Source organism: Actinokineospora diospyrosa, from assembly GCF_024171925.1.
Lineage (GTDB): Bacteria > Actinomycetota > Actinomycetes > Mycobacteriales > Pseudonocardiaceae > Actinokineospora > Actinokineospora diospyrosa.
The window spans coordinates 113,051-137,772 of record NZ_JAMTCO010000012.1; the positions used below are offsets into that span (position 1 = coordinate 113,051).

At 71.4% G+C, this 24,722-nt stretch carries 28 protein-coding genes; 18 read left to right on the top strand and 10 right to left on the bottom strand.

Going from position 1 to position 24,722, the window contains the following annotated elements; all coding sequences use genetic code 11:
* The first annotated feature begins 32 nt into the window (after positions 1 to 32).
* Complete coding sequence (locus LV75_RS24170) at positions 33 to 1,706, top strand: serine/threonine-protein kinase (RefSeq protein WP_372504223.1); 1,674 nt, start codon at positions 33 to 35, stop codon at positions 1,704 to 1,706.
* Positions 1,707 to 1,802: 96 nt separating this feature from the next.
* Here the strand turns inward: LV75_RS24170 and LV75_RS24175 are convergent, their stop codons facing one another.
* Complete coding sequence (locus tag LV75_RS24175; RefSeq protein ID WP_253889278.1) at positions 1,803 to 2,474, bottom strand: MerR family transcriptional regulator; 672 nt, start codon at positions 2,472 to 2,474, stop codon at positions 1,803 to 1,805.
* A gap of 108 nt (positions 2,475 to 2,582) precedes the next feature.
* Here LV75_RS24175 and LV75_RS24180 point away from each other — a divergent pair, with 108 nt between their 5' ends.
* The 5 genes from LV75_RS24180 to LV75_RS24200 all read left to right on the top strand — a co-directional run bounded on the left by LV75_RS24180 (position 2,583) and on the right by LV75_RS24200 (position 8,138).
* Positions 2,583 to 3,425, top strand: coding sequence for a hypothetical protein (locus LV75_RS24180; protein ID WP_253889279.1), 843 nt, complete (start codon positions 2,583 to 2,585; stop codon positions 3,423 to 3,425).
* On the top strand, positions 3,422 to 3,868 hold the full coding sequence (locus tag LV75_RS24185) for an ABA4-like family protein (protein WP_253889280.1): 447 nt from the start codon (positions 3,422 to 3,424) through the stop codon (positions 3,866 to 3,868). The genes LV75_RS24180 and LV75_RS24185 overlap by 4 nt, the downstream gene beginning before the upstream one ends.
* Positions 3,865 to 4,671 (top strand): purine-nucleoside phosphorylase, encoded by an 807-nt coding sequence (locus LV75_RS24190; RefSeq protein WP_253889281.1) that lies wholly within the window; start codon positions 3,865 to 3,867, stop codon positions 4,669 to 4,671. Before LV75_RS24185 ends, LV75_RS24190 begins: the two co-directional genes overlap by 4 nt.
* Positions 4,668 to 6,299, top strand: coding sequence for a phospho-sugar mutase (locus LV75_RS24195; protein WP_253889282.1), 1,632 nt, complete (start codon positions 4,668 to 4,670; stop codon positions 6,297 to 6,299). Before LV75_RS24190 ends, LV75_RS24195 begins: the two co-directional genes overlap by 4 nt.
* Before the next feature lie 312 nt (positions 6,300 to 6,611).
* Entirely contained in the window at positions 6,612 to 8,138 is a 1,527-nt protein-coding gene (locus tag LV75_RS24200; RefSeq protein ID WP_253889283.1) for an FG-GAP-like repeat-containing protein, read from the top strand.
* A 135-nt stretch (positions 8,139 to 8,273) separates the two neighbouring features.
* On the opposite strand, the gene LV75_RS24205 is transcribed toward LV75_RS24200, so the two are convergent.
* From LV75_RS24205 to LV75_RS24225, 5 genes are all read right to left on the bottom strand, one after another.
* The gene (locus LV75_RS24205; protein ID WP_253889440.1) at positions 8,274 to 9,227 is read right to left on the bottom strand and encodes an aldo/keto reductase; all 954 of its coding nucleotides are present in this window, start codon (positions 9,225 to 9,227) and stop codon (positions 8,274 to 8,276) included.
* A gap of 80 nt (positions 9,228 to 9,307) precedes the next feature.
* Complete coding sequence (locus LV75_RS24210) at positions 9,308 to 10,288, bottom strand: aldo/keto reductase (RefSeq protein WP_253889284.1); 981 nt, start codon at positions 10,286 to 10,288, stop codon at positions 9,308 to 9,310.
* Positions 10,285 to 10,671, bottom strand: coding sequence for a MerR family transcriptional regulator (locus LV75_RS24215; RefSeq protein WP_253889285.1), 387 nt, complete (start codon positions 10,669 to 10,671; stop codon positions 10,285 to 10,287). Before LV75_RS24215 ends, LV75_RS24210 begins: the two co-directional genes overlap by 4 nt.
* Before the next feature lie 62 nt (positions 10,672 to 10,733).
* Positions 10,734 to 11,114 carry a type II toxin-antitoxin system death-on-curing family toxin gene (locus LV75_RS24220; protein ID WP_253889286.1) on the bottom strand — a complete coding sequence of 127 codons (381 nt, stop codon included), beginning with the start codon at positions 11,112 to 11,114 and terminating at the stop codon, positions 10,734 to 10,736.
* Positions 11,115 to 11,124: 10 nt separating this feature from the next.
* On the bottom strand, positions 11,125 to 11,331 hold the full coding sequence (locus LV75_RS24225) for a ribbon-helix-helix protein, CopG family (RefSeq protein WP_253889287.1): 207 nt from the start codon (positions 11,329 to 11,331) through the stop codon (positions 11,125 to 11,127).
* 76 nt (positions 11,332 to 11,407) lie between these two features.
* On the opposite strand from LV75_RS24225, the gene LV75_RS24230 reads away from it, so the two are divergent.
* Entirely contained in the window at positions 11,408 to 12,007 is a 600-nt protein-coding gene (locus LV75_RS24230) for a TetR/AcrR family transcriptional regulator (RefSeq protein ID WP_253889288.1), read from the top strand.
* Positions 12,008 to 12,203: 196 nt separating this feature from the next.
* On the opposite strand, the gene upp is transcribed toward LV75_RS24230, so the two are convergent.
* A complete protein-coding gene (upp, locus tag LV75_RS24235; RefSeq protein ID WP_253889289.1) occupies positions 12,204 to 12,827 on the bottom strand; it encodes a uracil phosphoribosyltransferase in 624 nt (207 codons plus the stop codon).
* 82 nt (positions 12,828 to 12,909) lie between these two features.
* Here upp and LV75_RS24240 point away from each other — a divergent pair, with 82 nt between their 5' ends.
* Positions 12,910 to 13,560: a DUF1707 SHOCT-like domain-containing protein gene (locus LV75_RS24240; RefSeq protein WP_253889290.1), complete on the top strand. Its 651-nt coding sequence runs from the start codon at positions 12,910 to 12,912 to the stop codon at positions 13,558 to 13,560.
* Between the two features lie 372 nt (positions 13,561 to 13,932).
* On the opposite strand, the gene LV75_RS24245 is transcribed toward LV75_RS24240, so the two are convergent.
* On the bottom strand, positions 13,933 to 14,577 hold the full coding sequence (locus LV75_RS24245) for a TetR/AcrR family transcriptional regulator (RefSeq protein ID WP_253889291.1): 645 nt from the start codon (positions 14,575 to 14,577) through the stop codon (positions 13,933 to 13,935).
* Between the two features lie 55 nt (positions 14,578 to 14,632).
* Here LV75_RS24245 and LV75_RS24250 point away from each other — a divergent pair, with 55 nt between their 5' ends.
* The 6 genes from LV75_RS24250 to LV75_RS24275 all read left to right on the top strand — a co-directional run bounded on the left by LV75_RS24250 (position 14,633) and on the right by LV75_RS24275 (position 20,557).
* Positions 14,633 to 15,247, top strand: a complete 615-nt coding sequence (locus LV75_RS24250) for a DUF4386 domain-containing protein (RefSeq protein WP_253889292.1) — start codon at positions 14,633 to 14,635, stop codon at positions 15,245 to 15,247.
* Positions 15,226 to 16,161: a deoxyribose-phosphate aldolase gene (deoC, locus tag LV75_RS24255; RefSeq protein ID WP_253889293.1), complete on the top strand. Its 936-nt coding sequence runs from the start codon at positions 15,226 to 15,228 to the stop codon at positions 16,159 to 16,161. The genes LV75_RS24250 and deoC overlap by 22 nt, the downstream gene beginning before the upstream one ends.
* Before the next feature lie 18 nt (positions 16,162 to 16,179).
* Positions 16,180 to 17,610: an aldehyde dehydrogenase family protein gene (locus LV75_RS24260; protein WP_372504224.1), complete on the top strand. Its 1,431-nt coding sequence runs from the start codon at positions 16,180 to 16,182 to the stop codon at positions 17,608 to 17,610.
* On the top strand, positions 17,603 to 18,469 hold the full coding sequence (locus LV75_RS24265) for an aldehyde dehydrogenase family protein (protein WP_253889295.1): 867 nt from the start codon (positions 17,603 to 17,605) through the stop codon (positions 18,467 to 18,469). The genes LV75_RS24260 and LV75_RS24265 overlap by 8 nt, the downstream gene beginning before the upstream one ends.
* A gap of 109 nt (positions 18,470 to 18,578) precedes the next feature.
* Positions 18,579 to 19,496 carry an AraC family transcriptional regulator gene (locus tag LV75_RS24270; protein WP_253889296.1) on the top strand — a complete coding sequence of 306 codons (918 nt, stop codon included), beginning with the start codon at positions 18,579 to 18,581 and terminating at the stop codon, positions 19,494 to 19,496.
* A 140-nt stretch (positions 19,497 to 19,636) separates the two neighbouring features.
* Positions 19,637 to 20,557 carry a dioxygenase family protein gene (locus tag LV75_RS24275; RefSeq protein WP_253889297.1) on the top strand — a complete coding sequence of 307 codons (921 nt, stop codon included), beginning with the start codon at positions 19,637 to 19,639 and terminating at the stop codon, positions 20,555 to 20,557.
* A gap of 82 nt (positions 20,558 to 20,639) precedes the next feature.
* Here LV75_RS24275 and LV75_RS24280 read toward each other — a convergent pair whose 3' ends face one another.
* Positions 20,640 to 21,218 carry a Fic/DOC family protein gene (locus LV75_RS24280; protein WP_253889298.1) on the bottom strand — a complete coding sequence of 193 codons (579 nt, stop codon included), beginning with the start codon at positions 21,216 to 21,218 and terminating at the stop codon, positions 20,640 to 20,642.
* Positions 21,219 to 21,298: 80 nt separating this feature from the next.
* Complete coding sequence (locus LV75_RS24285; RefSeq protein ID WP_253889299.1) at positions 21,299 to 21,892, bottom strand: type II toxin-antitoxin system antitoxin SocA domain-containing protein; 594 nt, start codon at positions 21,890 to 21,892, stop codon at positions 21,299 to 21,301.
* A 201-nt stretch (positions 21,893 to 22,093) separates the two neighbouring features.
* Between LV75_RS24285 and LV75_RS24290 the strand changes: the two genes are divergently transcribed.
* From LV75_RS24290 to LV75_RS24305, 4 genes are read left to right on the top strand one after another with little or no spacing between them, the layout of a single operon-like run.
* The gene (locus tag LV75_RS24290) at positions 22,094 to 22,456 is read left to right on the top strand and encodes a hypothetical protein (protein WP_253889300.1); all 363 of its coding nucleotides are present in this window, start codon (positions 22,094 to 22,096) and stop codon (positions 22,454 to 22,456) included.
* On the top strand, positions 22,453 to 23,577 hold the full coding sequence (locus LV75_RS24295) for a C40 family peptidase (protein WP_253889301.1): 1,125 nt from the start codon (positions 22,453 to 22,455) through the stop codon (positions 23,575 to 23,577). The genes LV75_RS24290 and LV75_RS24295 overlap by 4 nt, the downstream gene beginning before the upstream one ends.
* A 10-nt stretch (positions 23,578 to 23,587) precedes the next feature.
* Positions 23,588 to 23,998: a YbaB/EbfC family nucleoid-associated protein gene (locus LV75_RS24300; protein WP_253889302.1), complete on the top strand. Its 411-nt coding sequence runs from the start codon at positions 23,588 to 23,590 to the stop codon at positions 23,996 to 23,998.
* Positions 23,995 to 24,654: a YbaB/EbfC family nucleoid-associated protein gene (locus LV75_RS24305; protein ID WP_253889303.1), complete on the top strand. Its 660-nt coding sequence runs from the start codon at positions 23,995 to 23,997 to the stop codon at positions 24,652 to 24,654. The genes LV75_RS24300 and LV75_RS24305 overlap by 4 nt, the downstream gene beginning before the upstream one ends.
* Positions 24,655 to 24,722 lie beyond the last annotated feature (68 nt).

A 24,722-nucleotide genomic window follows, 5' to 3' on the forward strand; every position in this document is an offset into this window, starting at 1 on the left:
TTCACCCGTGGCCCACGGCCGGGTGGGTGACAATGTCGCCCGTGTCCGCCCCCGAACCGTCCCAACGCCTGGTCGCAGGGCGTTACCGACTGCGCAAGCTGCTCGGCCAGGGGTCGATGGGAACCGTCTGGGAGGCCCACGACGAACTGCTGCGCCGCCCGGTCGCGGTGAAGCAGGTGCGGCTGCCCGCCGACGACACCCCGGTCGAGGAGATCGAGGAGCTGCGCGAGCGGACCCTGCGCGAGGCGCGGGCGATCGCGGTGGTCTCGCACCCGAACGTGATCACCCTGCACGACGTGGCGCTCGAGGACGACGAGCCGTTCGTGGTGATGGAGTTCCTGGTCGCGGCGAGCCTGGCGGAACTGGTCACCGCGAACGGGCCGCTCGAGGTGGAGCAGGCGGCGATCGTGGGGCACGCGGTGGCCGCCGCGCTCTCCGCGGCGCACAGCGCCGGGGTGGTGCACCGGGACGTGAAGCCGGGCAACGTGCTGGTCAGCCCGGACGGGCAGGTGAAGCTCACCGACTTCGGCATCGCCCGCAACCTGTCCGAGCGGACGCTGACCAGCACCGGGATCATGCTCGGCTCGCCCTGCTACATCGCCCCGGAGATCGCCTCCGGTGGCGCGGTCACCCCGAACGCCGACCTGTGGGGCCTGGGCGCGACGCTGTTCGCCACCGTCGAGGGGCACGCGCCCTACGACGCCGACGCCCCGGCGATGGAGATCGTCGGCCAGGTGGTCAACGGCGAGGTGCCGCGCCCGGAGCACGACGGGCCGCTGCGCGAGGTGATCATGGGGCTGATGGTCAAGGACCCGGCGGCGCGGATGTCGCTGCGCGAGGTCCGCGAGCGGCTGTACCCGCTGATGCCCGCGCCGGGCAGCCCGGTCTACGAGAGCCTGCGGCTGGACCCGACCCCGCCAGAGGAAGCGCCGACAGTGGTGACCAGGCCCGCCGTGCCGCTCGACGGGCCGACCGAGACCGGCATCCCGCTGGCGTCCACCCCCGGGCCGCTGCCGTTCGAGCGCACCGGCGGCCGCCGCGGTCGCGGGGTGGCCGTGCTGCTGGGGGTGGTGTCGGTGGCGCTGTTCGCGACCGCGGCGGTCGGCGGGTTCGCGCTGACCAGGGCGGTCGCCGGGCAGCCGGTCCTGCCGGTGAGCGCCCCGGTCGCCTCCCAGCAGGCCGCCGCGCCGCTGCGCGAACTCGCCGTGCGCACCGCCGACGCGGCGACCCTCGCCGGTGAGCAGGGCGGCAGCTTCAGCGTCCCGGTCCCCGGCGACTGGGTGAAGTTCGTCGAGCAGCGCAGCGCGCGGACGCTGCCCAACAGCACCCGGGTGCACTGGGTGTCGCCGGACGGGACCTCGGAGATCGTGGTGGAGCGGTTCCCGAACTTCTACCCGAAGTACGCGGTGGAGCAGTACCTGCGGGTCCTGTCCAGCCGCACCCCCGGCTTCCGGGTCGTCGGCAACACCCAACTGGACAACGGCACCCCGGAACCGTCGAGCCAGCTGACCTACCGCAGCGTCGACGCGGTGGCCGCCGGTGCGACCGGCAGCGACGTCAACCGGGCCTCGATCGCCAACGTGCTGCCGATCGACAAGGACCTCTGGGTGGTCAGCGTGACGGTCCCGATCGACCAGGAGGACACCGGTCGCCGCGGCCTGTTCGCCCGGGTCGCCCCGGAGTTCCGCGTCCTGGGCCGCGGCTAGGCGCTGTCCGGTAGGTCTGGTGCGTGGGTTCGGTGATCCGCGTGGTCGCTGGGTGCGCGGGCGCGGATAGCGCGTGCCTGACTTGCCGGACAGCGCCTACGCGGGGGCGGCGGGCCTGCGGCGGTCCGGGAAGCGCTTGGCCGACTCGCTCACCTGGGCCAACCGGCGCAGCGCGATCAGCGCGGTGTCACCGAGGACGGTGCCGACCACGACGCTCTCCACCATGCCGTCGACCCCGAGCCGGTCGACGATGTAGTCCAGGTCGACCACCCCGATCTGCTCGGCGACGGTCACGTAGCGGCGGACGGTGTCCAGGAACTCGCTGTGGCCCAGGGCCCGCGCGGACACCAGCACGGTGGCCAACGCGCTGACCGCCGGGTGGTTGTCGCGGCAGTACCACCCGAGTTCGCCGATCAGCGCGCGGACCTCGTCCTCGGCCGCGGCCTGCGTCGCGGCCGAACTGGGCGGCGGCCCGGGGAACAGCGCGTGCTGGACCGTGCCGAGCAGCTTCTCGATGTCGTCGGAGGGCGAGTCGACGCTGGTCAGGACCTCCTTGACGGTGGCGACCGGCAGGCCGCCGACGTCGATCAGCGCGCGCACCAGGCGCAGCCGGTGCACGTGGGTCTCGTCGTAGCGCGCCTGGTTGGGGCTGGTGAGCTCGCCGGGCGGGAGCATCCCCTCGCGCAGGTAGTACTTGATCGTCGGCACCGCGACGCCGGTGCGCTTGCTCAGTTCGCCGATCCGCACGGTGCTCCCGCCACTCGACATCCCGGGATGGATAGTGTACTTATCGAAAGCAGACAGCACTACTATCCATTGTTCGAGGGGCGAGACATGCGGACCTGGTACAGACCCTTAGTTCTCTTCAGCGGCCTCATGGCACTCACGGCGGTCGCCTCGGCGATCGGCCTGCTGGTGGACGACCGGGAGCTGCTCGGCGCCCCGATCTGGATGAAGCCGCTGAAGTTCAGCCTGTCCTTCGTGGCGTTCGGGCTGTCCTGGGCCTGGTTGCTGTCGCTGCCCGAGCGCAGGCCGCGGTTCCTCGGCGGCACCGCGCTGGTGATCATCGCCGGGTCGCTGCTGGAGATGGTGATCATCATCGGCCAGGTCGTGCGCGGGCGGCAGAGCCACTTCAACGTGACAACGGCGTTCGACTCGATGCTGTTCAGCATCATGGGCGCGACGGTGGCAATCCTGTTCCTCGGCACGCTCGTGCTCAGCGTCTACATCGCCGCGCGCAGGCTCGCGCCCGCGCCGGAACTGCTGGCGATCCGCTTCGGCATGGGGATCTCGTTGGTGGGCATGGCGGTGGGGATCCTGATGACGACCGCGTCCAGCGGGATGGAGGGCTTCGTCGGCGCGCACAGCGTCGGCGTGCTCGACGGCGGGCCGGGCATGCCGCTGACCGGGTGGAGCACCACCGGCGGTGACCTGCGGATCGGGCACTTCATCGGCATGCACGCGCTGCAGTTGCTGCCGCTGCTGGCGCTGGCCATCCGCGGTCGCGCCGAGAGCACCTCGGTCCGGATCATCTGGACGGCGAGCCTGGGCTACCTGGCGGTGGTCGTGCTGACGACCTGGCAGGCGCTGCGCGGGCAACCGCTGTTCGCGCCGGACTGGGTCACCGGGACCGCGCTCGGCGTGATCGCGGCGGGGGTGGCGCTCGGCCTGCTGTCGGCGCGCGGCAAGGCCAGGGTCGAGGAGAGGATCACCGCATGAGCACCGTGTTCAACCTCGCGTTCTACGTCGTCGCGCCGTTCTGGGCGCTCATGGTGTTCGCCCCGACCTGGTCGTGGACCCGCAAGATCATCGAGTCGCCGTGGATCGCGCTGCCCGCGCTGGTGGTGTGGGCGGTCGCCGCGGTGCCGGTGTTCGGTCAGCTGTGGACCGGGGTGACCGCGCCGACGCTGGAGTTCTGGCTGGACTTCCTGCGCGACGACAACGCGGTCGCCGCCGTGTGGGCGCAGGTGCTGGCGTGGGACCTGCTGGTGGGGCGGTGGATGTACCTCGACAGCCGGGCGCGCGGGGTGCACCCGCTGCTGATGGGGCCGGTCCTGGTGTTCACCATCCTGCTGTCGCCGATCGGGCTGCCGCTGTACCTGCTGGTGCGCCTGGGATTCCCAGCACGTGACGGACGGGTCCGCGTAGGCTCCGGTGCGTGAGCGACTTCGACACTGACCCGCGCCGCTTCGCCGACGAGGCCGCGAAAGCGCTTGCCGAGCGCACCGGGGCCCCCACCCACGACCTCGCGCTGGTGCTGGGCTCCGGCTGGCGGCCCGCGGTCGAGCAGCTCGGCGCGCCGGAGGCCGAGGTGCCGATGGCGGAGCTGCCCGGGTTCCTCGCCCCGACCGTGCAGGGGCACGGCGGGACCATCCGGTCCATCGTGGTCGGCGACAAGCGGGTGCTGGTCCTGCTCGGCCGCACCCACGTGTACGAGGGCCACGGCGTCGCGCGGGCCGTGCACGGGGTGCGGACCGCGGCGGCGGCCGGGGTCAAGGCGGTCGTGCTGACCAACGCGGCGGGCTGCCTGATGGAGGGCGTCCAGGTCGGACAGCCGGTGGTGATCAGCGACCACCTCAACCTGACCGCCCGCTCCCCCCTGGTCGGCGCCGAGTTCGTCGACCTCACCGACCTGTACTCGCCGCGGCTGCGCGCGATCGCCAAGCAGATCGACCCGACGCTGCGCGAGGCCGTCTACGCCGGACTACCCGGGCCGCACTTCGAGACGCCCGCGGAGATCCACATGCTGCGGGTGCTCGGCGCGGGCCTGGTCGGGATGTCCACGGTGCTGGAGGCGATCGCGCTGCGCGCCGCCGGGGTCGAGGTGTTCGGGCTCTCGCTGGTGACGAACCTGGCGGCCGGGATCACCGGGGAACCGCTCGACCACATCGAGGTGCTGGAGGCGGGCCGCAAGGCCGCGGAGGGGATGGGCGGGCTGCTGCGCGAGCTGGTCGTGCGCGCGTGACCCGGCTGACCCCGGACCTGCGCGACCGCGCCTTCCGCTGGATCGCCGACGACGTCGACCCCGCCGCGCGCGCGGAGCTGCAGCAGCTCGTCGCCCGGGCGATGGGCGGGGTGGCGGAAGCCGCCGAGGAGTTGGCGGACCGGATGGCCGGACCGCTGACCTTCGGTACGGCCGGTCTGCGCGGGCCGGTGCGGGCGGGGCCCAACGGGATGAACAGGTCCGTGGTCGTGCGGACGACGGCCGGGCTGGCGGCGTGGTTGGTGGCCGCCGGTCACGCGGGCGGGGTCGTGGTGGTCGGCCGGGACGCGCGGCACGGCTCCGAGGAGTTCTGCTCGGACGCCGCGGGGGTGTTGGCGGCGGCCGGGTTCGACGTGCGGGTGTTGCCGCACGCGCTGCCCACTCCGGTGCTGGCGTTCGCGACGCGGTCGCTGGGGGCGGTCGCGGGCGTGCAGATCACGGCGTCGCACAACCCCCCGGCAGACAACGGGTACAAGCTGTACGTGGACGGCGGCGCGCAGATCATCCCGCCCGCCGACCGCCAGATCGAGGCGGCGATCGCCGCGGTTGGTCCCGCCGTGTCGGTTCCCGTTTCCACCGCCTGGGTGGAAGTTGACCTACTGCAGTCCTATCTGGACAGCGTGGTCGTGCTGCCCCGGGGCACCGCCCGCACGCTCCGGGTCGCTGCGACGGCGTTGCACGGGGTCGGTGCGGGACCACTGGCGTTGGCGTTGCACGGCGCCGGGTTCACCGACTTGGCGCTGGTACCGGAGCAGTCAGTCCCCGACCCCGACTTCCCGACCGTCGGCTTCCCCAACCCGGAAGAACCGGGGGCGACGGACCTGCTGCTGGCCCGGGCGTCCGAAGTGGATGCCGACATCGCCATCGCGCTGGACCCGGACGCCGACCGGTGCGCGGTGGGGGTGCGCGACGGCGCGTGGCGGATGCTGACCGGCGACGAGACCGGCGCACTGCTGGGCGAGCACATCCTGTCCACCGGTTCAACGCCGAACCCGTTGGTCGCCAACACGATCGTCTCCTCGTCGCTGCTGAAGTCGATCGCCGAGTCCCACGGCGCCCGCTACGCGGCCACCCTGACCGGCTTCAAGTGGCTGATGCGCGCGGGCGAGGGCCTGGTCTACGCCTACGAAGAAGCCCTCGGCCACAGCGTCGACCCGGTGAACGTCCGCGACAAGGACGGCATCTCCGCCGCGGTACTGCTGTGCGACCTGGCAGCGACCCTGCGCGCTTCCGGGCGGACGTTGCTCGACGCGCTCGACGATCTCGCCTTGGCCCACGGCGTATTCCTGACCCGCCAGGTCTCGCTACGGGTGGCAGACCTGCCCCAAATCCCAGCGTTGATGTCCGCCCTCCGCGCGAACCCCCCAGCTTCCTTCGCAGGCATCCCCGTGACCGCCGAAGACCTACGCCCAGAGGCAGACGTCCTCCGCTACACCGGCGACGGCGTCCGCGTCCTCGTCCGCCCATCCGGGACAGAGCCGAAGATCAAGGCATACCTCGAAACCTCCGCCCCGGCCGCCACCAGGGAAGACCTCCCCAACGCACGCACCGTCGCCACCCAACGACTGGACGCGGTCGCCACCGAGATCGCCGCACTACTCGGGGCTTGATCCGCGCCAGGCAACGGGAAACACGCGCGCGATGTGGACTCCGTCACCATCGCATTCGGGCAGCAGGGGTTGCTCAGAGCGTGGTTGTTCATGGTGAACCGGTCAAGAAGGACTGGTAATCCCACCGAGAGCTGCGGGGTGACCCGGTATCCCGACCACCTCGTCGCACTGGTCCGGACCAGTAACTGTCCGAACCGGACGGAATACGCAGCGAGGTAACCGGGAAAAGGCGAAACGGCGGCTCGATCGGCAGCGATGCGGCGGTCATACGGCGGCTCGTGGATGAGCAGCCGGTTGAGGAGGTACCTACCCATGACCGCTCGTACCCGGGCGCTCGGAGTCCTCGCCGTGGTGGCGACGACGTTGACCCTGGCCGCGGTGCCCGCCGCCGCGGCGAACCCGATCACTTTCGCCCCGCGGGTGGACTACTCGACCGGCAACCACCCGGAGGCGGTCATCGACGCCGACCTCAACGGGGACGGCAAGCCCGACGTGATCACCGCTGACCGCTACGAGTGGCAGCTGACCGTGCTGCTGGGCACCGGCGCTGGCGCGCTCGGCCCGCGCACCACCGTCTACCCCGGCGACGAGCCGACCGCCCTGGCGACCGCCGACTTCAACGGCGACAAGAAGGCCGACGTCGCGGTCACCACCGCCGGTTCGGTGTCGGTCCTGCTGGGCAACGGCGACGGCACTTTCGCCCCGCGCCAGGCGTTCCCGGTGAGCGCGGGCGCCGAGGGCATCGCCGCGGGCGACCTCAACGGCGACAAGAAGGCCGATGTCGTCATCAGCCGCCCCGAGGGCATCACCGTCCTCTTGGGCAACGGCGACGGCACCCTCGGCGCGGGCACCGACCTGCTCGCGGGTGGCTACTCGCGCGGCGTCGTGCTGGCCGACTTCAACGGTGACGCCAAGACCGACATCGCGATCGGCGGGTTCTTCACCGGCACCGTCACCGTGTTCAAGGGCAACGGCGACGGCACCTTCGGCCTCCCGCTGCCGTTCCCGGCCAGCGTCAACCCGATCGACATCGCCGCGGGTGACTTCAACCGCGACGGCAAGCTGGACCTGACCACCGCCGACTACGGCCAGGGCACCGTCTCGGTCCTGCTCGGCAACGGTGACGGCACCTTCGGGCTGCCGACCGCCAAGCCGATCGGCCCGAACCCGTTCGGCGTCGCGGTGGCCGACCTGGACCTCGACGGCGACCCGGACCTCGCGGTCTCGCTCTCCGGCGCGGACAGCGTCACGGTCCTCAACAACGGCAACGGCACCTTCGAGCAGGCCGCCACCCTGGGCACCGGCACCGCGCCGACCGAGGTGCACGCCGCGGACCTCGACAGCGACAGCCGCGCGGACCTGATCACCACCAACCGCTACGCCGACGGCATCTCGGTGCTGCTCAACCGCACCACCAAGCCGGTCCCCCCGGCCAGCGACCTCGCGGTCTCGCTGCAGGCGTCGCCGAAGTTCGGCATCCTGGTGCCCGCGCTGCAGTACGCGATCACGGTCAAGAACGTCGGCCCGCAGGCGCTGACCTCCGGCACCGTCACCGCGACCCTGCCCGCGCCGCTCGCCCCGGTCGCCGGTCCCGGCTGCTCCGTCACCGGTCGCACGGTGACCTGCCAGGTCGGCGCGCTCGCGGTCGGCGCGTCCACGGTGAAGACGTTCTCCGCGCCGCTGGCGCTGTTCACCATCGGCACGTTCAAGGTCACCGCGCAGCGGACCGCGAGCGTCCCGGCTGACCCGAACCCGACCAACGACGTCGCCGCCCCGACCAGCTGCACCACGCTGGGCTTCATCCTGGCGATCTGCGGACCGACCCCCGGCGGTCTCTGACCGAGGACATCCGTGGCCACCGGCCCCTCCTTCGGTGGCCACGGAGATGAACGGCGTTCCGCCGCGGTGATGCCCCCACCGCGGCGGAACCCGTTCCTTTTTGTTTTGTGGACCTCTAACCGCCCGCTGTGACCGTCAGTCCTCTTTGGCCCGGGTCTCCCCGGCGATCGCCCGCATCCCCGCTTCCGGGTAGCGCTCACCAGCGACAGCGCCCGCGGGCACCGCGTCCTCGATCCGCTTCAAGTCCTCTTCGGACAACGAGATCTCCAGCGCCGCCAGGTTCTCCCGCAGGTACGTCCGACGCTTGGTCCCCGGGATCGGGGCGACGTCGGCGCCGCGGTGGTGCACCCAGGCCAGCGCCAACTGCCCGGCCGTGACCCCGCGCTCGTCGGCCAGGGCGCGCAACGCCTCGACGATCGCCAGGTTCTTGCGCAGGTTCTCCTCCTGGAAGCGCGGTTGCATCGCCGCCCGGAAGTCGCCATCGCCGAAGTCCGCGGCCGAGGTGTAGCGGCCGGTGAGGAACCCCCGGCCCAGCGGCGAGTACGGCACGATGCCGATGCCCAGTTCCCGCGCGGTGGGCACGATCTCGGCCTCGATGTCGCGCGACCACAGCGACCACTCGCTCTGCAGCGCGGCGATCGGGTGCACCGCCGCGGCCCGGCGCAGGGTCGAGGCGCCCGCCTCGGACAGCCCGATGTGCCGGACCTTGCCCTCGGCGACCAGCTCGGCCAGCGCGCCGACGGTCTCCTCGATCGGCGTGTTCGGGTCGACCCGGTGCTGGTAGTACAGGTCGATGTGGTCCACCCCGAGGCGGCGCAAGGACCCCTCGCAGGCCTGCTTCACGTAGGCGGCGTCGCCACGCACGGTGCGCTGGGCCGGGTTCGCCGGGTCGCGGACGATGGCGAACTTCGTGGCCAGCACAACCTGGTCGCGCCGGTCCGCGATCGCACGGCCCACGAGCTCCTCGTTGGTGTGCGGCCCGTACATGTCCGAGGTGTCAAACAGTGTTACGCCGCGGTCGAGCGCCTCGTGGATGGTCGCCACCGACTCGGCGTCGTCGCGGCCTGCGTAGAACTCGCTCATGCCCATGCAGCCCAGGCCCTGGGCGCCCACGGTCAGTCCGCCGAGCCGCCGGTTGTCCAACTTGGACTTGTCCACAGTGGATCTCCTTACCTGCCGACGGCGCGCATCATGCCGGGGGCGTACCGGGCACCGGCGAACGCGTCGGCGGGGGCGGCTGCCTCGATGGCGGCGATGTCGGCTTCGGACAGTTCGATGGTGGGGGCGGCGACGTTCTCCTCGAGGTAGGTCCGCCGCTTGGTGCCGGGGATGGGGACCACGTCGGCGCCCTGGGCCTGCACCCAGGCGAGCGCCAGCTGACCGGGGGTCACGCCGCGGTCGGCCGCGAGCGCGGCGATGGCGGCGACGACGGCCTGGTTGCGGTCGAGGTTGTCGGCGTTGAACCGGGGCAGGCCCGCGCGCATGTCGCCCGCGCCGATCTGCTCGGCGGTGAGCTTGCCGGTGAACAGGCCGCGGCCGAGCGGGGAGAACGGCACCACGCCGATGCCCAGTTCCCGGCAGGTCGGCAGGATCTCGGCCTCGATGTCGCGGGTCCACAGGGACCACTCGCTCTGCAGCGCGGCGATCGGGTGCACGGCGTGCGCGCGGCGGATGGTGGCCGCGCCCGCCTCCGACAGGCCCAGGTGGCCGACCTTGCCCTCGGCGACCAGTTCGGCCATGGCACCCACGGTCTCCTCGATCGGGGTGTCCGGGTCGACCCGGTGCTGGTAGTACAGGTCGATGTGGTCCACGCCGAGCCTGCGCAGCGACGCCTCGACCTGCTCGCGGACGTAGGCGGCGTCACCGCGCACGGCGGGGCCGTCGGGGCCGCGACCGGCGATGCCGAACTTGGTGGCGAGCACGACCTGGTCGCGGCGGCCCCGGATGGCCCGGCCGACCAGGTCCTCGTTGGCGCCGTCGCCGTAGACGTTCGCCGTGTCGAGCAGGGTCACGCCCAGCTCGAGGGCCCGGTGGACGGTGGCGATGGACTCGGTCTCGTCGCCGACGCCGTAGCCCTGGCTCATGCCCATGCAGCCCAGGCCCTGCGCGCTGACGGTCAACGCGCCGAGCGCGCGGGTGGGGATGCTCATGCCGAGGCCTCCTGGATGTGCTCGGCGCCGATGCACCGCTCGTAGTTGTCGATCTTGTAGTCCAGCACGCCCAGGCAGGAGCGCAGCTCGTCGATGCGCGTGCGGACGTCCTGGCGGTGCCGCTCGAGGATGCGTTTGCGCTGGCCGAAGGTGGCGACGCCCTGGTGGCGGAGCCGGGCGTACTCGCGCATGAGCTTGATCGGCATGCCCGTGGTGCGCAGCCGGGTCAGGAAGACCAGCCAGGCCAGGTCGTCATCGGAGTAGGCGCGCCTGCCACCGGAGTCGCGCGCGGGCGGGTCGATGAGCTCGATGCGCTCGTAGTAGCGGAGGGTGTCGATCGAGAGCCCACTGCGGTGGGCGGCCTCGGCGATCGCGTACGTCACCCGACGACCGTAGAAGCTGGAGTGCACTCCAGGTCAACCCGGTTCACCGGTATTCCGCGTGCTCAGGACTTCGGCAGCGCCCACGCCCGCAGGTGCGCGGCCATTTTCGGCACCTCGACCGCGCCCCGGCCGACCTCGCGCACCAACTCCAGCGCCGCGTCGGTCTCGGCGTCGATCCACCAGCCGTTGAGGTCGCACATCGTGACCGCGGCGACCCAGCCCAACCGCCAGTTGCCCTGGGCGAGCGGGCGGCTGCGCACCACCGAGTCCAGCAGCGCGGCCGCCTTGAGCCAGAGCGTGTCGTAGGCCTCGACGCCGAGCACGGTGGCCTGGGGCCGGTGCGCCGCGGAGTCGAGCAGCCCGAGGTCGCGCACCACCAGGTCACCCCCGGTCACGGCGGCGGCGAGCACCAACAGGTCACTGGCGTCGAGGTAGGCGGTCACCCGGAGATGATCACACGGGGTCCATCCGGTCGAGCAGGCCGCGGTAGCGCGGCAGCACCCGGCCGAGCACCTCGTCGAGCTGCTCCTGCTTGTGCAACCTGGCCCACCGGTCGGCCAGCGCCAGGCGCAGGACCTCCTGCTTGGAGCGGCCCTCGACCTCGGCCAACTCGTCCAGCCTGGCGTTGTCTTCCTCGGTCAACCGCAAGGTCATCGCCATGGTTGGCCATGGTACCACCGTGGTACCACTCGCGACAGCGTCCCGTGACAGTGTTATGGAACGCTAGACTCCTCCGGTGCCCAGACCCAGGACACACGACGAGGCGCTCCGAGTCCGCCTGCTCGACCGCGCGGGTGAACTCATCGCCGCCGAAGGTGCCACCGCCCTCAGCCTGCGCCGCCTAGCCGCCGACGCGGGCACCTCAACCACCGCCGTCTACTCCCTCTTCGGCGGTAAACCAGGCTTGGTCCGAGAGCTCTACGTAGAGGCTTTCCACCGCCTCGGCACCCGCCTGCGCGCTGTACCTATGACAGGTAGGCCCGCCGAGGACTTGGTACTACTGGGGGTGGCCTATCGCGAAAGCGCGCTTGCCGACCCGCACCTGTACGGAGTGATGTTCGGCGGGGCGATCCCAGGCTTCGAACCAGACGATGAGGCCACCTCGCACTCCCGCGCTGCTCTCGCACCGTTGCTAGAGGTGATCGCGGCCGGGGTGGAGACGGGCGTGTTCCTCGACTCCGGCGGCACGATGGCGGTGGGGTGCTGGGGAATCGTCCACGGACTGGTGTCGCTGGAACTGCTGGGGAACCTACCCCCGGGCATGGACGTGGCCGCGACCTACGAGCGCTCGCTGCGCGCCAACACCGCTGGTTGGTTGAACCGCGCTTCTGGGTGAACCTTCTCGACCCGCGCCCGTGTTGCCCAGGTGGCCGTTATCCACAACCTCCCCGGCTATCCACAGCTTTTCGCGAACCCCCGCCGCGCCCCAGGGACCGGGTAGACTGGCACCGGGGACGCCCCCCGTGGTGTGGTGGGGGGCGGGGCCAGCGGGGAGGGCCTCCGGAATCGGGTCGAGGGCGGTGGGGGCTGGTCTAGACCGCGCCGTACTGGCGGTCGCCCGCGTCGCCGAGGCCGGGGACGATGAAGCCGGAGTCGTTGAGGCGTTCGTCGATGCTGGCGGTGACCAGGCGGACGGGCAGGTTGGCTGCGGCGAGGTGCTCGATGCCCTCGGGGGCGGCGAGGGCGCAGATGGCGGTGACGTCAGTGGCGCCGCGGTCGGTGAGCAGGCGGATGGTGTGGACCATTGAGCCGCCGGTGGCGAGCATCGGGTCGAGGACGAAGACCGGGCGGTCGGAGAGGTCCTCGGGCAGCGACTCCATGTACGGGGTCGGCTTGAGGGTGTGCTCGTCGCGGGCGAGGCCGACGAAGCCCATCTGGGCGTCGGGGATGAGCTTGTGCGCCTGGTCGGCCATGCCGAGCCCGGCGCGCAGGACCGGCACCAGCAGCGGCGGGTTCGCCAGCCAGAAGCCGTCGGTGCGGGCGACCGGGGTGTGGATGCGCTCGGTGCGCAGCGGCGCGTGCCGGGTGGCCTCGTAGGTCAGCATCACGGTCAGCTCGTGCAGCGCGGCCCGGAAGGTGGCGCTGTCGGTCCGCGCGTCGCGCATGACGGTGAGCCTGGCCTTGGCCAGCGGGTGGTCGACGGTGAGCACGTCCATGGCCGGACACGGTAGACCGGTCCGCTTATTCGCTGGTGGCGGCGTGCCCCTATCGGGGGTGGGTGGCGCTACCCTCGTCTCCGTGAGTGAGCAACCGCACCTGCCCGGACCGCAAGAGATGCGCGCGTCCAACGCCGACCGGGAGCGATTCGCCAAGGTCCTGCACGACGCCATGGCCGAGGGCAGACTCACCGTCACCGAACTCGAAGAACGCCTCGACCACGTCTACGCCGCCAGGACGTTCGGGGAGCTGGAGCCCCTGGTCCGCGACCTGCCCAACCAGCAGCTGGTCGCCTACCAGTCGCCCCTCCCGCAACCGGCCCCGTCCACCCACCCCACCCGCGTGGGCGGCCGCGGCACCTCGTCGAGCGCGGTCGCGATCATGTCCGGCTCCGAGCGCAAGGGCCCGTGGACGATCCCGCCGACCTTCAACGCTTTCGCCCTGATGGGCGGTGTGGAGATCGACCTCACGTACGCGACGTTCGAGGCCCAGGAGACCACCATCCAGGCCTTCGCCCTCATGGGCGGCATCGAGATCACCGTCCCCCCGGACGTCACCGTCTACGTAACCGGCTCCGGCTTCATGGGCGGCTTCGGCAACTCCATCCGCACCCAAGGTCCCCCCGGCAGCCCCATCGTCCGCATCACCGGCATGGCCATCATGGGCGGCGTGGACGTTCGGCCACCTAAGAAGCCGAAGAACAAGAAGCAGAAGGAAATCGAAGAGGGCTGACCGCCCTTGTGGACAGCTCACCTCCGTGGGGTGGCGCACCTGCCGATGCTTCGACCCCAGCGTTCGATGGCCAGGTGGCCCACCTGGGATGAGTTCGTCGAGAATCCCGCGCGCCACGACAGTGAGCCGACAAACATCACAACGGCCACAATCGCGAGCCTTGTCCTGGGCCGCGACCAGTTCGATGACGTATCTGAGTGGCACCGTGGCGGCGAGCAGATGCGCCAGTCCACCGGCTGCGCGCAGTGCACCCTCGCACCGCGCGAATACCGGCCGGCGAGCGTGGGCCGCTCTAGTTGGCGATAGGCAAGCGTGGTTGCGCTAGGAAGACTTTGCGCCTGGTGCGATCGAGCGGATGCCGTCTGTGGGTTGCTAAGCGGTCTCGGCGCAGCCGTTGAGCAGGGTGCGTAGGGACCAGCGGAATTGCTCCTCTGTGTTCCAAGTTGCCACGACAGGCCAGGTTTGGGCTGTTAGGGGCAGGATGTTGGGGTCGATGGTCACCGACAGGCGGGCAGTGACGATGTCCTGCTCCGTATAGCCGTTGAGGTCGGCGGCGGTGAGAGTCGCTGAGCCGAGGACGTGGACGATTACCGCGTAGGTGGAGCGGGCGGCGTGGGTTGGGGTTAGGCCTGCCCCTACGAATATGGCCAAGAGGCGTTCGCCGACGAGGGCTGAGGTGGGGCCGTCCATGGGGGCTGTGTGCAGCAAGGCTGCCGCGCCTCTATGGCTCAGGAGCACGCCCCGCAAAGCGCACGCGTAGTCCTCCACCCTCCGGCGCCAGCTGCGGCGGCCGGTGAGCAGGTCCGGGTCGGCCATGGCCAGGAACCGGTCGACGAGTGCGCGTTCCATCGCTGCCCGGTCCGGCAGGTACGTGTACAGCGTGTTCGGCCGCACCCCCAGTCGCGCGGCGACGCCGCGGATGGAGGGGGCTTCGCCGTCGAAGAGGGCTAGGGCGGCGTCGACGATCTGGTCGGCGGACAGGCTGCGTTTGGGGCCGGGTCGGGTCTTCTCGTCCACGGGAGATCACTGTACAGTGGACAACATTGCACACCGTACAGAGATAGGGACCCCGATGCTCCTCACCCTGCTCCTCGTCGCGGGCGCGGTTGGCGCCAACCTGGCCTTCATCGGCCTCGGCATGGTCTTCGACTACCCCGACGTCCTGGCGAAGCCGCCGCAAGAGGCGCTGGACGCCTTCCACCAGAACCAACTGGCCGTGTCCGCGCTCTTCTTGCTGCTGGCCGCCAGCGCCGCCCTGCTCATCCCCATCTCGAGGAAGATGAACAAGCCCGACCTCATCGCCCTCGGCACCGCGGCGGCCCTGGTCCAGGTCATCGGACTCCTGCGGTGGCCGCTGATCGTCCCGTTCATCGATGACCCCGACACGTTCAAGACACTGTCCACTGTGCTCGGTACCGTCATCGGCGAAACCCTCGGCTACGCCCTTACCGCAATCTGGACCGTCCGAGTCGCGCACTACTACGGCCTCAAGTTCCTCGCTTACCCTGCCGCGGGCCTTGTCGCGCTCGGTGTCCTCATCCCGTTGGGCGTGCCTGGCACAGACATGGCCAACTTCATCGGGTACATCCTCTACACGGTCTGGCTCATCGTGCTCGCGATCAGCGTGCGCCCAAGGTCCACCAAGAACCCCCTAGACTCGACCCCATGGGCGGCACGACAGAGTTGACCGACGTCACCCGGGACGAGGCGTCGCTGCGGCGGTTCCTGCACGGTCTGCCCGGGGTCGACGCGGTGGGGCTTGAGCAGCGCAGTGCCGGGTTGGCCACGCGCAGCATCAAGAAGGCCAGCAAGCTGTGGGCCATCGACACCGCGATCAGCATGGTCGACCTGACCACGCTGGAGGGCGCGGACACACCGGGCAAGGTCCGCTCCCTGTGCGCCAAGGCCCGCAGACCCGACGACGACGTCCCCCCGGTCGCCGCGGTCTGCGTCTACCCCGACCTGGTCGCGACCGCCAAAGAGGCGCTGGCAGGCAGCGGGGTCAACATCGCCAGCGTCGCGACCGCCTTCCCGTCCGGCCGCTCGACCCTCAAGGTCAAGCTCACCGACACCGAGTTCGCCATCGAGTCCGGCGCGACCGAGGTGGACATGGTGATCGACCGGGGCGCCTTCCTGTCCGGCCGCTACGGGCAGGTGTTCGACGAGATCCGCACCATCAAGGCGGCCTGCGGGGACACCCACCTCAAGGTCATCCTGGAGACCGGCGAGCTGGCCACCTACGACAACGTGCGCCGCGCGTCCTGGCTGGCCCTGCTCGCGGGCGGCGACTTCATCAAGACCTCCACCGGCAAGGTCTCCCCCGCGGCGACCCTGCCGGTCACCAACCTCATGCTGCAGGCCGTGCGCGACTGGCACGGGGTCACCGGCCAGCACCGGGGCGTCAAACCAGCGGGCGGCATCCGCACCACCAAGGACGCCATCCGGCACCTGGTCGCTGTGCACGAGGTCGCCGGGGCGGCCTGGCTCACCCCGCACCTGTTCCGCTTCGGCGCCTCCAGCCTGCTCAACGACCTGCTCATGCAGCGCCGCACCCAGCTCGATGGCCACTACAGCGGCCCCGACTACTTTTCTGTTGACTAGAGGGCGACGGTGGACCTTGTGAACTGGGAATACGCACCGGCGCCCGAGTCGCGGGCGATCGCGAACCTCAAGCCGAGCTACCGGATGTTCGTCGACGGCGAGTTCGTCGAGGGCGCGGGCGAGCCGCTCAAGTCGGTCAACCCGGCCACCGAGGAGGTGCTGGCCGAGGTCAGCACCGCGAGCTCGGCCGATGTCGACCGCGCGGTCAAGGCGGCCCGGCGGGCCCACGACAAGACCTGGGGCCGGATGCCCGGCGCCGAGCGGGCCAAGTACATCTTCCGGATCGCCCGGATGATCGCCGAGCGGGCGCGTGAGCTGGCCGTGCTGGAGTCGCTCGACAACGGCAAGCCGATCAAGGAAGCGCGCGACACCGACGTCCCCACGGCCGCGGCGCACTTCTTCTACCACGCGGGGTGGGCCGACAAGCTCGACTACGCGGGCTACGGCCCGGACCCGCGCCCGCTGGGTGTCGCCGGTCAGGTGATCCCGTGGAACTTCCCGCTGCTGATGGCGGCGTGGAAGATCGCACCGGCGCTGGCCTGCGGCAACACCGTGGTGCTCAAACCGGCCGAGACGACCCCGCTGACCGCGCTGGTGCTCGCCGAGATCATCCAGCAGGCCGAGCTGCCGCCCGGGGTGGTCAACATCCTGCCCGGCGCCGGGGACGTCGGCGCGGAACTGGTCAACCACGCGGGCGTGGACAAGGTCGCGTTCACCGGTTCCACCGAGGTCGGCAAGATCATCCAGTCCGCGCTGGCGGGCACCGGCAAGAAGCTGACCCTGGAGCTGGGCGGCAAGGCGGCGAACATCGTCTTCGACGACGCCCCGCTCGACCAGGCCGTGGAGGGGATCGTCAACGGGATCTTCTTCAACCAGGGCCACGTGTGCTGCGCCGGGTCGCGGCTGCTGGTGCAGGAGTCGATCGCCGAGGAGCTGCTGGCCAAGCTGCACGCCAGAGTCGCCACCCTGCGCGTGGGCGACCCGCTGGACAAGAACACCGACGTCGGCGCGATCAACTCGCGCGAGCAGCTCACCAAGATCACCGAGCTGGTCGCCTCCGGTGAGCGGGAGGGCGCCGAGCGCTGGACGAGCCCGTGCCCGCTGCCGGACAAGGGCTTCTACTTCGCGCCGACGGTGTTCGCCAACGTCACCCAGTCGATGCGGATCGCCCGCGAGGAGATCTTCGGCCCGGTGCTGTCGGTGCTGACCTTCCGCACCCCGGACGAGGCGCTGGCGAAGGCCAACAACACGCCCTACGGGCTGTCCGCTGGCGTGTGGACCGAGAAGGGCTCGCGCATCCTGTGGATGGCCGACCGGCTGCGCGCGGGCGTGGTGTGGGCCAACACGTTCAACCGCTTCGACCCGACCGCCCCGTTCGGCGGCTACCAGGAGTCGGGCTTCGGTCGCGAGGGCGGCCGGGCCGGGCTGGAGGCGTACCTCGATGTCTGATCGCGTGACGGTGTCCAAGACCTACAAGCTCTACCTGGGCGGGGCGTTCCCGCGCTCGGAGTCCGGCCGCACCTACCCGGTCGCCGACAGCAAGGGCCGCTTCCTGGCAAACGCGGCCCAGGCCTCGCGCAAGGACCTGCGCGAGGCCGTGGTCGCCGCGCGCGGCGCGTTCGGCAAGTGGTCTGGGGCGACGGCTTACAACCGGGGCCAGGTGCTCTACCGGGTCGCCGAGCTGCTGGAGGGCAGGCGGGAGCAGTTCGCCGAGGAGGTCGCCGCCGGTGAGGGCGTGCCCGCGCGGCGGGCCCAGGCGCTGGTGGACGCCGCGGTGGACCGCTGGGTCTGGTACGCCGGGTGGACCGACAAGATCGCCACCGTGCTGGGCGCGGCGAACCCGGTCGCCGGGCCGTACTTCTCGTTCTCGGTGCCGGAGCCGACCGGCGTGGTCGGGGTGCTGGCGCCGCAGAGGTCCTCGCTGCTCGGGCTGGTCAGCGTGCTCGCCCCGGTGCTGGCCGTCGGCGCGACCGCGGTCGTGGTGAGCAGCCAGGACCGGCCGCTGCCCGCGATCACCCTGTCCGAGGTGCTGGCGACCTCGGACGTGCCCGGTGGTGTGGTCAACCTGCTGACCGGGCACACCGCGGAGCTGGCACCGTGGCTGGCCGCGCACGCCGACGTCAACGCGCTCGACCTCACCGGTGCGCCCGGCGAGCTGCGGACCGACCTGGAGAAGGCCGCGGCGGGCACGGTGAAGCGGGTGCTGCGGGCGCCGTCGGCCGAGCCGGACTGGACCGAGCGGCCCGACATCAAGCGGCTGCGGGCGCTGGTGGAGACGAAGACCGTCTGGCATCCCACGGGGGTCTAGTCCAGGTTGGGATGCCCCGTCCTGTTTGCCGCCGGCGTACGGCGTGCCATCGTGGACCTCGCGATTCATTGGTCTGGACCTTTTGTCCGGGTAGCGAGGGGATCGGGACATGCGCGGTAGCACCGTCTTACCTGGCACGCCGAGCAGGGCACCGCGCGGCGGTGAGCTGCCCATGCACCGCCTGGAGATCTCCGCGCCGACCGCGCTGCCGTTCGTGGTCGGCACCTTCGAGCAGGTCGGACCGCTGTCGCGGGCGACGTTCCCGCACCGGCACACCTTCTACGAGATCGTGCACATCACCGGCGGCACCGGCACCCACGTGCTGGACCTGGCGCGGCTGCCGCTGCGCCCGCCGCACCTGTGCGTGATCAACCCCGGTCAGGTGCACCACTGGGAGGACCTGCGCGAGCTGCGCGGATCGGTGGTCCTGTTCACCGACGACTTCCTGCTCGACCACCCGGCCGACCGCGACCGGCTGCGCAGGCTCGGCGAGCGGCCGTGGACGACGCTGAGCGCCGAGGAGGACGCCAGCACGACCCGGCTGGTGGAGGAGCTCGCGGCGGAGTTCCAGCGCGGCGCCGAGGACGGCCACACGGTGCTGCGGGCCCTGCTGCACGTGCTGGTCGTGCGCGCGGGCAGGCTGCCGCTGACCCCGCCAGCCGCGCCGCAGGTGCCGCCGCGGGCCGGGTCGGTCGCCGACGAGTTCAGCAGGCTGACCAGCCGGGTGGACCTTGACCTGTGGTCGGTGCGGGCGTATGCAGAACACATCGGCGTGACACCGGGCTACCTCACCGAGGCGGTCAAGGCGGCGACCGGGCGCACCCCGTCGGAGCTGGTCAGACAGGCGCGGGCGGCGGAGGCGAAACGGTTGCTGGCGCGCACCGACCTGACCGTCCGGCAGGTCGCCGGGCGGATCGGTTTCGCCGACGCGGCGTATTTTTGTCGCTTTTTCCGCCGCGAGGCCGGGGTCAGCCCCGGTGATTTCCGCAGACGCGGCGAGTCGGCCCCGCGGCCGGGACGTGAATGACGAACGTGTGAATGGCGTCCACAGTGGTAACAGCCACCCTGAGATTCACCACGTCCGACCGATTGAGTCCATCGTCGCCACCGATTCCCGAACGTAGGTTCGTGTTCATTCCCCGGCCTCCCCACCAAAAGGAGCTAGGCATGGACGCGCCCCTGCACGGCGATGAAGGTTCGAACGAGGTACAGCCATCAGCTGACAAGGGCATCAGCCGCAAGGCGGTGCTGCGCGCCGCGCTGGCCGCCGGTGTGGCCGCACCTATCGCGCTGGTCGGTGTTCCCGCGCTCGCCCGCACCAAGGCCGAAGAGGCCGCGAACGGCACCCTGCTCGAACTGACCCCCGACTGCAGCGACGGCGACGCGCCGACGATCGCGCAGACCGAGGGTCCGTACTTCAAGCCGGGTTCACCGCAGCGCACCTCGCTGATCGAGCCGGGCTACCCCGGCACCCCGCTGACCGTCACCGGCTACGTGTTCGGCCGCAACTGCCAGCCACTGGCGAACGTGCTGCTGGACTTCTGGCAGGCCGACAACGGCGGCAACTACGACAACACCACCTACCGCTTCCGCGGCCACCAGTACACCGACGCCACCGGCAAGTACACCCTCACCACGATCGTGCCCGGCCTCTACCCCGGCCGCACCCGGCACATCCACATGAAGGTGCAGAACCCCGGCGGCCGCATCCTCACCACGCAGACGTACTTCCCCGGTGAGCCGCGCAACAACACCGACACCATCTACGACCCGCGACTGCTGATGAACGTCCGCACCGTGGGCAGCGGCAAGGAGGCGTCGTTCGACTTCGTCCTCAACGTCACCGGGCCGACCACCACCACCCGCCCCACCACGACCACCACGCGCCCGACCAACTCGACGACCACCAACCCGACCACCACCACGACGACGACCGGTTCCCCCGGTGGCTCGTGGGCGGCGGGTACCAACTACGCCGCGGGCGCCAAGGTCACCTACGGCGGCAGCAGCTACACCTGCCTGCAGGGCCACCAGGCCCAGCCCGGCTGGGAGCCGCCGAACGTGCCCGCCCTCTGGCGCGTCGGCTAAACCCGCTCTACCAGCCTCGGTAGCCCTGTGCCGAGGAACCCGTGCCCCGGCGGTGGTCCCCACTGCCGGGGCACGGGCATCTCTACGCCTTGCCCACGAGCGCTAACGCGAACTGGTCGGCCAGGGTGTCCAACTCGCCGACCATGGCGGCGACGCAACCGACCAAGTAGCGCTCGCGGTCAAGCCTGCTGAAGTCGACACGCCATCCGGCGAAGAGGGCCAACTGCCGGAAAAAGGCTCTTTGGGTCCGACCATTGCCCTCGCGAAACGGGTGGACGACGTTGATTTCGGCGAAGAAGTACGTGAACCGCTCAAGGAAGTCAGGGAGCTCTAGACCGCCGAGAAACCGCTCCGCGTGAAGCTTGGTGAACAAGTCATCCAAGGCAGGCTCAACGTGCCGCCAGTGCGCGAAAGGGGAGCCACCTCTAGCTAGGTCAACGTTGCGCGGTTGGCCTGCCCACGCATAGACGTCCCCGAAGAGGTGCTTGTGGAAAGCGCGGAGGTGGGCTGTGTCGTAGCCACCCGGCAGCGGGAAGCGCTTGAGCTCCTCGTCCCGCAGGAAGGCCAGGTCACGCTCGGCCTCGGCGAGGACGGTGGCGTCGGTGAAGTCGTGGATGTTGCGCAGGACCCCGGAGGCGGGGTCGACATACGGGTCGGTCACGTGCGCGGCCCACTAGGGCGCGGCGGGGATAACACCCGGGGTTCGTCCTTGTACGTCGGGCTAAGCGCGATGGGCGGCGGTCAGGCGGTCTTGAGCAGTTGGCGCAACCGTCGCTGGACAGCCTCATCAGTGGTGATGGCCCCGCTCGCGACGTCAGCACATGCGGCTACCGCGCTGTCGGAGACCTCTAGGCCCTCGAGGTGCGCGCTGGCTTTCGCCTCGGCGACCGCGGTGGCCGGATCGGTGATCATCCTGCCGAAGAAGCGGGCCATCACCGCCTCGGACAACCGGGCCGTGCTGGGGGCGGTGTCGGGCAGGTCCCCCCGCGCCGAGCGCCAGGGTTCTTCCTCGTGGGTCATCGCGCTGAGCTGGTGGCGGTCGAAGCTGCCGTAGCGGTCGACGACCGTGCTGACCAGGTCGGCGTCGGACTCGCTGAGCCTGCCGCCGTCACCGCCCGGCCACCCGTCGACCTCCCGGCTGCCCTCGTGGCAGAGGTACACCTCCGGCACGACGGGGCCCGCGGTCCACGCCTCGATCCGGTTGGGGAACAGCGGTTCGCCGGTGAGACCCAGGTGCCAGCCCTGGGTGTAGTAGAGCAGCTTCTGCAGCTTCATCGGCGACTCCGGACCGGTGCGGTCCAGGATGGCGGCCACCACATCGTGCACTGACGCCACGCCATGCTCCTCGGCTCGGTGTTCCCCTCCATCATACCGCCCGCGACCCCCACCACCCCGGGGTTGTGGACAACTTCGCACGCCGGGCCACGGCGTTGTCCTAACCTGGTCCAGCGGTCAGGGGAGCCGATCGCGTCCGGTGTACGTCCTAGTGCGGGCGGGGTCGGGCCGGACGGGTGCGCGGCGGGAGAGGGGAGAGCCATGGGCGGGGAGTCCGACGCTGGCGAACAGGTGGTGACCTCGGGTTACCGGGGCGAGGAGGACGCCTTCCAGGCGTACACCACCGGGGTGCGGCCGCTGGCCGAGCAGCTGCGGGAGTCGGCCGAGCGCGGTTTGGCCGGGCCCGGCGCGTTCGACGAGCACGCCTTCTCCAAGATCGGCAGCGAGGTGGGCCTGTCGCACGCGCTGCGCACGGCCACCCAGCGCCAACTCGACGGCGCCCGCGGGCTGGCCGACAGCCTGGGCGGCACCGTGGACGCGGTGCGCAACACCTGGACGAACCTGGAGGCGACCGAGCAGGACTCCGGGGCAGCGGTGCGCCGCGCGGCAGGTGAGCTCACGTGACCGCGTCCGTGCGCGACCTGCTGGAACCGATGATCCAGCCCGCCGCGACCGCCCAGCGCCACCTGGCCACCGACGACGACGCCGTGGACCGCCTCGGGCAGGCCCACGGCGCCATGAGCACCACCTTCGCGACCGTCGACCACGACGCCACCCGCTACGCCGGGTCGCTGCGCGAGGGGTGGACCGGCCAGGGGTCGGCCCGCCACGAGCAGGACGTCGTCGCGCAGCGGGCGGCGGGCGCGGAGCTGGGCCAGTACAGCGCCGAGGTGCAGCGCGCGGTGCACGACGCCGCAGCGATCCTCAAGGTCGGCCAGCGGACCAACCAGGCGCAGATCGACGACTTCAACCGGGTCGCCGCCGGGCTGCTGCAGGCGGCGGCAGCGCTACGCCGCGCCGGTGACCCCGCCGGGGCGCAGCAGAAGCTCACCGAGCTGGCCCAGTACGCGTCCAGGCTCACCGGCGACACCTCGCAGAACCTCGAGACGGTGATGACCCAGCTCTCCGGGGTCGTCACGACGCTCACCGGCGGCGCGGGCGCGACCTCGCCCGCGAGCGCGCCGGTCACCGCTCCCCCGCCGCCCGCCGCGTACAACCAGCACCAGGGCGGCGGTGGCGGTGGGGGCGGCGGAGGTGGCGGCTACGCGGGCGGCGGAGGTGGCGGGGGCGGTGGCGGCCGGGTCACCAAGCGGCGGCTGCCGATGGCGATCCCGCCGCAGCCGGGCTCGGGCGTGGCGATCAACCTGCCGGACGGCAGCACGGTGATGGCCCCGAACGAGACCGCGGCCCGGGCCGTGCGCGCGGCGCTGAGCCAGCTGGGCGTCCCCTACGTCTGGGGCGGCACGGCTCCCGGCGTGGGCCTCGACTGCAGCGGCCTGACCCAGTACGCCTACGGCGAGGGCGGCTTGGACATCCCGCGGACCTCCCGCGAGCAGGACATCGGCGCCGAGGTGCCCTCCGCCGACCAGCTGCTGCCCGGCGACCTGGTGTGCTGGGAGGGCCACGTGGCGATGTACATCGGCGAGGGCCAGATCGTCGAGGCGGGCGACCCGGTGCAGGTGGGGCCGCTGCGCACCACCAACTCGGGGATGCCGTTCGTGGGCTTCTACCGCCCGACCGGCTGACGGGAGTCCTGTGGAGATCGACATCGACTACGAGCTGGACGCGGTCGACCGCCGCGTGCGCCAGACCGAGGAGCGGGCGCTGGCGCGGCTGGACCAGGTCGGCCCGATCACCGGTCAGGCCAGCGACGGCGCCGTCGGCGTCGAGGTCCGGCCGGGTGGGCAGCTGTCGCAGGTGCAGCTCACCCCGGCCGCCCTCGCGGGCGGCGCCGAGCAGCTGGCGGCCCGGATCATGGCGCTCGCCGAGCAGGCCACCCGGCGCGCCGGGGCCGCGATGCACCAGGCGCTGGCGCCGGTGCTGGGGCCCGACGGGGAGAAGCACCTGACCTCGCTGGGGTACGAACCGATCGACCACGACGTCGAGGACGTCGCGGACACCGTGTTCGAGAGCCCGCTCGGCCCGCCGAGGCGGCCGCGCCGATGACCGGACGCGACCCGGTGGAGCGCAGCACCCGGCAGCTGATCGAGGACGGCCGCGCCCGCCAGGAGGCGATGGCGGGGGTGGACGCGGTCCTGGCCGCGGTCCGGGGCACCGCCTACGACGAGCACGGCAGCGTGCGGGTCACCGTGGACGGTCGCGGGAAGCTGCTGGACCTGTGGCTGCGCCAGGACGCGGTGCGCTGGGGGCCGCAGCGGCTCGGCGCGCTCATCGTCGCGGTGGCCGACGCGGCGCTGGCCCAGGCCACCCAGGCGGGCTACAACAAGCTGGGCCCGATCCTCGGCGACTCGATGACCCAGGCGATCGAGCTGCTCTCCGGTCGAGCGGCCCCGGCCAGGCGCGACACCCGCCCGGGGATCACCGCCGAGGAGTTCCAGCGCAGACGCGACGAGCGGATGCACGCGCGCTCGGCGGGCGCACCGGCGGCCGAGGGGGACGGCGTCCCGGGTGGACAACCCGCGCCCGGTGCGGGAACCATTGGCGGACAAGCACATCCGGCAGCCGGGCAGGTGGCGCCGAGCGGGGCGACGACGGCGGCCGGACGGGCCGACGACGGGCGCGGGCGGGCCGGGGCGGACGACGGCTTCGACCCGGACGACCCGCTCGCGTTCGACCTGTCCTCCCTACGTTCCGACCGGTGATCCGCACCCCGTAGGCTGCCGACGCGCCGCGCGGGTGTGCGCGCGCACCGTACGCCGATGGCTGCGCG

Coding starts and splice junctions, on each gene's coding strand:
- LV75_RS24170 (WP_372504223.1), top strand. CDS start 33: ATGTCGCCCGTGTCCGCCCCCGAACCGTCCCAACGCCTGGTCGCAGGG.
- LV75_RS24175 (WP_253889278.1), bottom strand. CDS start 2,474: ATGTCGAGTGGCGGGAGCACCGTGCGGATCGGCGAACTGAGCAAGCGC.
- LV75_RS24180 (WP_253889279.1), top strand. CDS start 2,583: ATGGCACTCACGGCGGTCGCCTCGGCGATCGGCCTGCTGGTGGACGAC.
- LV75_RS24185 (WP_253889280.1), top strand. CDS start 3,422: ATGAGCACCGTGTTCAACCTCGCGTTCTACGTCGTCGCGCCGTTCTGG.
- LV75_RS24200 (WP_253889283.1), top strand. CDS start 6,612: ATGACCGCTCGTACCCGGGCGCTCGGAGTCCTCGCCGTGGTGGCGACG.
- LV75_RS24205 (WP_253889440.1), bottom strand. CDS start 9,227: ATGGGCATGAGCGAGTTCTACGCAGGCCGCGACGACGCCGAGTCGGTG.
- LV75_RS24210 (WP_253889284.1), bottom strand. CDS start 10,288: ATGAGCATCCCCACCCGCGCGCTCGGCGCGTTGACCGTCAGCGCGCAG.
- LV75_RS24225 (WP_253889287.1), bottom strand. CDS start 11,331: ATGGCGATGACCTTGCGGTTGACCGAGGAAGACAACGCCAGGCTGGAC.
- upp (WP_253889289.1), bottom strand. CDS start 12,827: ATGGACGTGCTCACCGTCGACCACCCGCTGGCCAAGGCCAGGCTCACC.
- LV75_RS24250 (WP_253889292.1), top strand. CDS start 14,633: ATGCTCCTCACCCTGCTCCTCGTCGCGGGCGCGGTTGGCGCCAACCTG.
- deoC (WP_253889293.1), top strand. CDS start 15,226: ATGGGCGGCACGACAGAGTTGACCGACGTCACCCGGGACGAGGCGTCG.
- LV75_RS24265 (WP_253889295.1), top strand. CDS start 17,603: ATGTCTGATCGCGTGACGGTGTCCAAGACCTACAAGCTCTACCTGGGC.
- LV75_RS24270 (WP_253889296.1), top strand. CDS start 18,579: ATGCGCGGTAGCACCGTCTTACCTGGCACGCCGAGCAGGGCACCGCGC.
- LV75_RS24275 (WP_253889297.1), top strand. CDS start 19,637: ATGGACGCGCCCCTGCACGGCGATGAAGGTTCGAACGAGGTACAGCCA.
- LV75_RS24290 (WP_253889300.1), top strand. CDS start 22,094: ATGGGCGGGGAGTCCGACGCTGGCGAACAGGTGGTGACCTCGGGTTAC.
- LV75_RS24305 (WP_253889303.1), top strand. CDS start 23,995: ATGACCGGACGCGACCCGGTGGAGCGCAGCACCCGGCAGCTGATCGAG.